General features: G+C 45.3%; 8 protein-coding genes. 1 reads left to right on the forward strand and 7 read right to left on the reverse strand.

Annotated features, from left to right (window positions below; all coding sequences use genetic code 11):
• The 7 genes from ACO4PX_RS06310 to ACO4PX_RS06340 all read right to left on the reverse strand — a co-directional run.
• Nucleotides 1-312: Gfo/Idh/MocA family oxidoreductase (locus ACO4PX_RS06310; protein ID WP_485572012.1), on the reverse strand; the 312-nt coding region annotated here is incomplete at its 3' end.
• A gap of 175 nt (nt 313-487) precedes the next feature.
• Complete coding sequence (gene iolE / locus ACO4PX_RS06315) at nt 488-1,384, reverse strand: myo-inosose-2 dehydratase (protein ID WP_007157889.1); 897 nt, start codon at nt 1,382-1,384, stop codon at nt 488-490.
• 20 nt (nt 1,385-1,404) lie between these two features.
• Complete coding sequence (locus tag ACO4PX_RS06320) at nt 1,405-2,196, reverse strand: 5-deoxy-glucuronate isomerase (protein ID WP_485572013.1); 792 nt, start codon at nt 2,194-2,196, stop codon at nt 1,405-1,407.
• 15 nt (nt 2,197-2,211) lie between these two features.
• A complete protein-coding gene (gene iolD / locus ACO4PX_RS06325) occupies nt 2,212-4,143 on the reverse strand; it encodes a 3D-(3,5/4)-trihydroxycyclohexane-1,2-dione acylhydrolase (decyclizing) (protein WP_485572014.1) in 1,932 nt (643 codons plus the stop codon).
• A gap of 9 nt (nt 4,144-4,152) precedes the next feature.
• On the reverse strand, nt 4,153-5,187 hold the full coding sequence (iolC, locus tag ACO4PX_RS06330; protein ID WP_314633868.1) for a 5-dehydro-2-deoxygluconokinase: 1,035 nt from the start codon (nt 5,185-5,187) through the stop codon (nt 4,153-4,155).
• A 19-nt stretch (nt 5,188-5,206) separates the two neighbouring features.
• Entirely contained in the window at nt 5,207-6,049 is an 843-nt protein-coding gene (locus tag ACO4PX_RS06335; RefSeq protein ID WP_485572015.1) for a ketose-bisphosphate aldolase, read from the reverse strand.
• 252 nt (nt 6,050-6,301) lie between these two features.
• The gene (locus ACO4PX_RS06340; protein ID WP_485527984.1) at nt 6,302-7,063 is read right to left on the reverse strand and encodes a DeoR/GlpR family DNA-binding transcription regulator; all 762 of its coding nucleotides are present in this window, start codon (nt 7,061-7,063) and stop codon (nt 6,302-6,304) included.
• Between the two features lie 176 nt (nt 7,064-7,239).
• Between ACO4PX_RS06340 and ACO4PX_RS06345 the strand changes: the two genes are divergently transcribed.
• Complete coding sequence (locus tag ACO4PX_RS06345) at nt 7,240-8,754, forward strand: CoA-acylating methylmalonate-semialdehyde dehydrogenase (RefSeq protein ID WP_183683179.1); 1,515 nt, start codon at nt 7,240-7,242, stop codon at nt 8,752-8,754.
• Nucleotides 8,755-8,823: the final 69 nt, after the last annotated feature.

Here is an 8,823-nt window from a genome sequence, read left to right on the forward strand (position 1 = left end):
ATCGGTGTGGATTGGCTTCTCACAGAAAATCTGCTTTCCTGCTCTTGCGGACCGGATAATGAAATCTGCGTGGGTGTCTGTGGAAGAACAAATCAAAACTGCCTCTACCTCTTTGTTCTCAAAAACATCCTTGGGATCCTTGCTACAGTTTGTGATGCCAATACCCTTAGCCCAGGCTTCCATCTCTTCATTTAAGAAGGGGTCTACCGCCACAATGATTTCTGCGTTAGGAAGACTGTTTTGGATGTTCATGGCATGAAGCTTTCCGATTCTGCCCATTCCCAAAAGTCCCATTTTTACTGTTTTTCCCATAATTCCTCCTTTTGTATTTTTACTCCGCTATCCTTCTTCGGAGCTTTTTACTTCTTATGTTTTGCTGCTTTGCATTTTTCTCTATAGATTTACTTCGGCAAGCTTGTTCTGCCAAATGTTCTACAGCTTTTTTCTGCAAGATTCTGATGAAGTTATGAACTTTCTTGTTCCGGGCTTATAGTCCGGTCTTCTCATGAATGTACTTTCTGGCCTTGATAGCGTACTCCAGTGGATTTGCCTTTGCAGGATCCTGCTCAGCCTCTACCAGTACCCAACCTTCATAGCCAGATTCTTCAATAATCTTGAACAATGGAGCAAAGTCCACATCTCCGTCACCGGGAACGGTAAAGCATCCTTCTCTTACGCTCTTTAAGAAGCTCCAATGATTCTTTCTGGACTCCTCTACCACAGCCTTTCTTAAATCCTTTAAGTGGATGTGGCGAACTCTGGAGATATACTTCTTTAAAACCTTCTCAGGGTCAATTCCTGCAAAGGAGCAGTGTCCGCTGTCGAAAAGCAGGAATACATACTCGGGATCCACTTCCGCCATAAAGCGGTCGATTTCTTCCTCGGTCTGTACTACGGTTCCCATGTGGTGGTGGAAGGTAAGAATCATGCCCTCTTCCTTGGCAATCTTACCCAGCTTGTTTAAGCCCTCGGTAAGCTTCTTCCACTCCTCATCATTCATCACATACTTGCCTTCCAAAATAGGCTGATCCAGCTTTCCCTGGGTGCTGTAGCTTTGCTCGGAAACACCGATTCTCTTTGCACCGACAGCCTTTAAGAATGCCAGCTCCTTACGGAAAGCCTCTTCTGTCTCCTCGTAGGGCTTGGAAATCAGGAAGGAGGAGAACCAACGGTTACAGATGGTTAAGCCTCTTAAGTCCAAAGCCTTCTTTAACTCTACAGGATCTGTAGGATAGTGACTTCCTACCTCTGTTCCGGAAAATCCTGCCAAAGCCATTTCGGAAACGGTCTGCTGGAAGGTATTTTCCTTTCCCAAATCCGGCATATCGTCATTGGTCCAGCCGATGGGGGCAATGCCCAGAGAAATTTTTTCCTTGTTTAACATAGTTTGCTCCTTCCTCTTTCTTAAAACTTTGCATCATGTAACCAGGTGTAGCGCTCATCCTCGCAACGGTCTGTCTGGTTCCAGGGCTTTCCCGGCAAATGCCGGATCATCCAGCAGGTGTACATCTGAAATCCGGGAGCCACTGCCTGGGGATGTAAGCATCCTCCGGGGATTGCGGAAAAGCTTCCGTCAACGGATTTGAAAACCTCGTCTCCTACGAAGCTGGCGCCAAAGCCCTCCGGTCTGTCAAACTTGAAGTAATAGCACTCCGGCTGGTCGTGTCTATGGGGAAGGTAGCCGGACCAGTTTCCCCTGTCATTTAAGACCTCTCCCAATACCATATTGGAAAGGGGAGCAATTTCGTGGTCAAAAATGGTGTTTACCTGACGGTTGGCTACATTTCCAAACTTTCCCTTAGCGCCGGAGTAAATCCATGGCGCATCCTTTGGCTCATAAAACTCTGTGGGAAAATCCTTTTCATTTTCCGTACACTGTACAAGAATTTCGCTATCCTCCAGAGCCCTAATCAAAAGCTCTTTTCCCTTGGAAAGATGTACTGCATAGGGGCCTTCGGTAAAGACATCCTTACGGCTTCCTTCTTTTTCCGTTCCTTCATAGACAAACTTGATTTTTCCGGAGAGAAGCAATACCGCAAACTCTTCCTTTTCCTTGGAAAAACGTCTTTCCTCTCCCTTTTTCATCCGATATACCCGGATGTCCATCAGCATATCCCGGTATTCATTTTCATAGGTGCAAAGAATCTGCTCTCCCTCTACACTGAACTCCGGATATCCAAATACTTTTTTCTCCATATTTCCTGACTTTCTCTAGTACTTTCTAGCCTCTTCTCTGTGACGGATCACTTCTTCGTAAGCTTCCTTAACAGATGCCTTCTCAGATACTGCGGCCATCCCCACATCCCACCAAGCTTCATAGCCGTTGGTCATGGTCTTGGGAATTACCTTTAAGTCAAAGAGACAAGTTCTATCCTGCTTCTTGGCATCCTCTAAGGCCTCTTCCAATTCCTGAACCGTCTTACAGGTATAGGTCTTTAAGCCGTAGCCCTCTCCCACCTTGGCATAGTCCACAAGAATCAGCTCACCCTCAGGCTTCTGTCCTGTGGTATAACGGAACTCTGTGGCAATACTGCCTACGCCGTGGGTCATCTCCAGATTGTTGATGCAACCGAAGCCGCAGTTGTCAAAGACAAGGATGTTCACCTTCTTCTTTTCCTGCACGATGGTCATAATCTCGGAGTGAAGCATCTGGAAGGAACCGTCTCCCACCACTGCATAAACTTCCTTCTCCGGCTCTGCCATCTTTACCCCAAGGGTTGCAGCTACTTCGTAGCCCATGCAGGAGTAGCCGTACTCTGCATGATAAGCGTAGCGGGAGTCTGTTGTCCAAAGCCTCTGCATACAGCTGGGAAGGGAGCCTCCTGCTGTGATTACGATACCGTCTGCAGGCATCTTTCTCCGAAGAGCGGCGATTGCTGCAGTCTGGGTAAGATAGCCTTTCGTCTTTTCCACAAACTCCGGAATGGTTCTTGGGTCTCTTTCCGGTACCAATGGCTCGAATCCCTCTTCCTTGTAGGCATATTCTGCCAAACGATTATATTCCTTATCCCATTCCGCCTTACAGCTTTCGATTTCTCCCTTGTAAGCGGAACGATAATTCTTTTCTCTTAATGCCTTTGCCAACTCTTCCAAAGTAGCCTTGGCATCTCCTACCGCCTTGATGGCATCCATCTTATAGGCATGGTAGCGGTTGTTGTTAATGGTAAGAATCTGCACTCCCTCTTCTCTGAAGAGCCACTTGGAGCCGGTAGTAAAGTCGGACAGGCGAGAACCGATAGCCAGCACAACATCCGCTTCTTTAGCAATACGGTTTGCCGCCAAGGTTCCGGTAACACCGATTCCTCCTAAGCAATAAGCATCAGAGGACTTACAAGCACTCTTTCCGGCCTGTGTCTCTCCAAAAGGAATATTGAATTCCTTACAGAAGGCTTCCACAGCCTCCCCGGCTTCACTGTATTTTACGCCTCCACCCACAACGATTAGAGGTTTCTTGCTCTTAGAAAGGGCATCTGCCAAATCCTGCACTTCTTCCTTCGCCGCAGATACTCTGCTGATTCTGTGTACTCTCTTTTGGAAGAAATACTCCGGATAATCGTATGCTTCTCCTTCCACATCCTGGCAGAGACCGATAGCCACCGCTCCGCACTCGGAAGGATCGGTAAGAACTCTCATGGCCTGAATCAGGGCGGACATAATCATTTCCGGTCTGGTAATTCTGTCCCAGTATTTGCAAAGAGGCTTAAAAGCATCATTGGTAGTTACGGCAAGACTGTTAAGGTTCTCCAGCTGTTGTAAAACCGGATCCGGCTGTCTGGAAGCGAAGGTATCCGCCGGGAAAAGTAGCAAGGGAATATTGTTTACCGTTGCGGTAGCTGCTGCCACCAGCATATTTGCAGAACCGGGGCCTACTGAAGAAGTACAGGGAATAATTTTTCTCCGATTATGCTGCTTAGCAAAGGCGATAGCCGCATGGCACATTCCCTGCTCATTTCTTCCCTGCATTACATGGAGACTTCCGGGATTCTCATCTAAAGCCTGACCGATTCCTAAGGCAATGCCGTGACCGAAGATGGTGAAAAAGCCTTCTACAAACTTGCTCTCTTTTCCGTCAAAGCACACATACTGCTGATCCAAAAACTTTACAATGGCCTGGGCCACCGTTAAACGAATTGTCTTCTCCATTTTCCACTCCTATACTCTGGCAATCATCTCTCCGTACTGTTCTTTTTCTTCCTTAATGAAGGCCTGAAGCTCTTCCGTTGTGGGAAGGTCTACAGAACAGTTGTTGGAGCGAACCATCATTGCCGCCTCTGCAGAACCGTTTTCCAAACAAACAATCATCTCTTCTCCCTTAAATAAAGAAGATAAAAATGCTGCATTGTAGCCATCTCCGCCGCCAAAGCCCTTTCTGGCCTCTACCGGGAACGGCTTAATGCTGTAGGCTTTTCCGTCCTTGGTATAGGCTGTGGAGCCCTTCATACCGTGCTTAATCACCAAAATGGTGGCATTTTGAGAGAACCAGTACTTCGCACTTTCCTCATCACTCATGCCCTTTTGGATGAACTGCTCTGTTAAGTCAAATTCCTCTCTGGAGCCGATAATCAAGTCCGCTTCCTTCGCCACCTGTGCATAATAGATGCCGATTTCATCCTGATTCTTCCAGTTATAAGCACGGTAGTCGATATCGAAAATGAGCTTTACGCCGTTTTTCTTTGCCAGCATCACAGCCTTTAAGGCGGCCTCTCTGGAGGGACTCTCCGCCAGCGCGGTTCCGGAAATCAAAATTGCCTTTGCTTTCTTGATATATTCCTCATCAATATGCTCTACGGAAAGAGATAAATCCGCCGCTTGGTTTCTATACATCAGGATGGAGCTTTCCGACTTGGAACGCATCTCGGTAAAGGTAAGTCCAAGCTTCTCTCCGTGCTGTGCCCGAACAATGTGACTGGTATCCACACCCTTTTCGGAAAGGAAGTTAATCACAAAGTCTCCAAACTGGTCATCAGATACGCAGGAGAAAAACCCTGCCTTTAAGCCATGCTTCTGTACTCCCAAAGCGGAGTTTGCAGGACTGCCTCCTACAAACATTTCAAAGAAATGCACCTGTTCCAAGGGCTTAAACTCTTCTTTTACTTCCTTGGAGTATGCCGGATTAAAATCAATGGCTACTCTTCCTAAAAAGATAATATCCAATTCCTTACTCTGATCTAATGAAAACAGTTCCATTTTTTCTCCTCCGAAAATCCTATTTTTTTCCCGCAAACACCAGAATATGGTGTTGTGCCGTCTTTTCCACTTCCTCAACTGCTCTTTTACTCATCTTATAGAAGTCTCCCTTGGGATTCTCCTCACAATATTCTTTACAAGCCTTTACCACTGCCGCAGCCAACGCTGTTGCAATGTTTATTTTCTGAATGCCCAGGTGGCTGGCTCTTTGGAAGTCCTCATCAGAAATCCCTGAGCCTCCATGAAGTACTAAAAATTGCTCCGGCAATGCCTGATGAATTTCTTCTAAAATATCAAATCGAAGCTTCGGTTCCCCGTCATAGTTACCATGCTTGTTTCCAATGGCAATGGCTAAAGCTGTAACGCCGGTCTCTTGACAAAATCGAAGGGCATCTTCCTTCTTGGTATAGGCCACGCCGTGATCCACACCTCCGCCTTCTCCCTTTCCTACTAATCCAAGTTCCGCTTCCACATCCGCATCATACTTTTTCGCCATTTCGATTACTTTTTTAGTATTAGCGATATTTTCCTCTATCGGAAGGAGAGAGCCGTCATACATGACGGAAGTGAATCCCATCTGAAGAGCCTTCTCAATGGTTTCAAAGGTCAAACCGTGATCCAAATGCACCGCAATATCAATAGAAGAATTCTTCGCTGCTGAAAGCATCATGGGTCCCATCAGTTCCAGCGGTGCTGTTCCGAATCTTGCCTCGGCCAGCTGTAAAATCACAGGAATCTTTAGTTCCTCAACAGCGGCCATAACTCCCATCAGACTTTCCATACTGTAAACACTTAGGGAGGCACAGGCTCTGTTCTCTTTTCTTGCATTTTCCAGCAACTTACTCATCTTTACCAGTGGCATTTGATCTTCCCCCTTAACTATCTAATACTTTCTCATTAATTATGAAAAATATTATCAATTCATTGCTTTTATGTCAATACAATTTGCAAATTATGGTTAATTTCTACCTATTCATGGGTAAGTTTTTGTAAAATTCAACAGATAAGCTTTGGAGATTTCATAAAATTTATAAGTTAACATAAAAAGGAACTTACTCATCCTGTTTTTTTAAGTAAAAAGCAGAATGAAAAGTCCCTTTTGGATAAAATCTAATTAATAAAGAAGCTTCACATGATTTTTCCCCAGCATCTCCACATAATCCTCCGGTGGACAGGTATCTGTAATCAGACAGTCAAAGTCCTGAAAATCTCCAAAGGTATAAAGAGCTGTTTTCCCGAATTTCGAATGATCCACCATCAGATTCTTGATTCTGGAGCGCTCCAACACCTCTTTTTTAATGTTGTATTCATAGGCGGAGGCGTTTGTCATACCCTTCTGCAAAGACACTCCGGTAGCAGCCATAAAAGCCTGATCGATATTGTAAATCCGAAGCTGTTCCACCGTTTCCAAGCCCACAAAGGACATGGTTTCCCGTCTAAGGCTCCCTGGCAGCATTAGGAGCTGTAGCCCGGGATAATCCTTCGCCATGTAAGCCACTCTCAAGCTGTTGGTGATAATCATGCAGGAAACATGACCAATGTACTTTACCAGATTCACACAGGAGCTTCCGGTATCGATAAAGATGGTATCTCCCTCCTTCACCAGTTCCCCGGCCAATTTACAAATCTTTTCTTTCTCTTCCTTATGGCTTATATTTCTTTCGGAAAATGCGGACAGCTCCACCTGTTTCCCGGCATTTTCCTTAGCTTTTACTCCGCCATAAACCTTTTTTATATTTCCTCTTAATAGTAATTCTTCAATGTCTCTTCGTACTGTATTTTTGGAAATTTGGTATTTTTCGCAAAGTTCATCTAAGCTGCTGTCCTTCTGCGACAAAATATATTCTTCCATATCATCCAAACGTTTATCCCTCATGCTTTTCCTCCATCTCGACCTTTCTCCCCTTCATTCCCTTATTATACATATTCCCTCTTCTTTTTCATGCATTTTTTGGTAAATTTCAAGTTACCCCTTGACATATACCATAGATATGCTAACATTATACTCAACATTTACCCATTTTTCAAGAATGTTTACAAAGGAGGAGTAACATGGGAGTAAAAAGAATGAACTATTGCATCAACGGTGAGTGGGTTCCCTCTAAGACGGATAAATATATGCCTATTACGGATTCCAGCACCGGCGAAGTGATTGCTGAGGTACCAAGCTGTACTAAGGAAGAGGTTTTGGCTGCAATTGCCTCTGCCCAGGAAGCTTTTCCTGCTTGGAGCGCATTGTCTATTTCCAAGAGAACCCAGTATATGTTTACTTGGAGAGATGTTCTGATTAAGCATAAGGAGGAGTTATCTCAGCTTTGTGCCAAGGAGCTTGGAAAGACCATCGGTGAGGCAAGAGGAGATGTACAGAAGGCTATTGAGCCTACAGAGCTGGCTTGTGCCATTCCTGATCTTCTTCAGGGCGAAACCTCTATGAATGTAACCACCGGATATGACACCGCTACTTACAAAGCACCTCTTGGTGTAGTTGCCGGCATTGTTCCCATGAACTTCCCTGCTATGATTCCTTGGGGTTGGATGGTTCCTGTGGCTATTGCTACCGGAAATACCGTTGTATTGAAGGCTAACAGCCAGACTCCCCTTACTTCCATGAGAATGTTGGAGCTTTTCTACGAAGAAGCACATTTCCCAAAGGGTGTTGTAAACCTGGTAACCTGCGGAAGACAAGAAGCGGATATCCTTTTAAAGGATGAGCGTATTAAGGCCGTTACCTTCGTAGGAACCACCAAGGTTGGTAAGGAAGTATATTCTGTTGCTGCAGCTCACGGAAAGCGTGTTCAGTCTCAGACAGAGGCAAAGAACCATGCTCTTCTCTTAGAGGATGCTGATTTAGAGAGTGCAACCAATGCAATTGTCAACTCTACCTACGGATGTGCGGGAATGCGTTGTATGGCTCTTCCTGTAATTGTAGTTCAGGATAGCATTGCCGATAAGTTTGTAGCTCTCTTAAAGCAGAAGGCACAGGCTATGAAGATCGGTGCCGCTTATGATGAGGATACCAAGTTAGGACCTGTTGTTTCCGCAAAGCATAAGGAAAGCGTATTGAACTGGATTCAGAAGGGTATTGATGAAGGTGCCGAGCTTGTATTAGACGGTAGAGACGTTAAGGTTCCCGGCTTAGAGAACGGATTCTTCGTTGGACCAACCATCTTCGACCATGTTACTAAGGATATGAGTATCGGTGACTGCGAAATCTTTGGACCGGTTACTTGTATCAAGAGAGTAAAGAACTATGAAGAGGGTATCGCTATCATGAATGCAAACCCCTTCGCTAACGGTTCTGCAATCTTCACCCAGAGCGGATACTATGCAAGACGCTTCGCTATGGAGACTGATGGAGGAATGGTAGGAATCAACGTTGGAATTCCTGTACCGACAGCTTACTTCCCCTTCTCCGGAAACAAGGATTCCTTCTTTGGAGACCTTCACGTTCTTGGAAGAGACGGCGTTCGCTTCTTCACCAGAGCAAAGACCGTAACCACACACTGGTTCGATGAAAAGTCCGCGCACAGAGAGGTAGGAACCTGGGAAGGAAGTACTGATGTTTAATCCGGATTCGGAATTGAAGATCCTAAAATAGCCTATATAATCTTAAACAGCAAAAAGCTTGTATGCGAT

Source organism: Oribacterium sp., assembly GCF_057249185.1.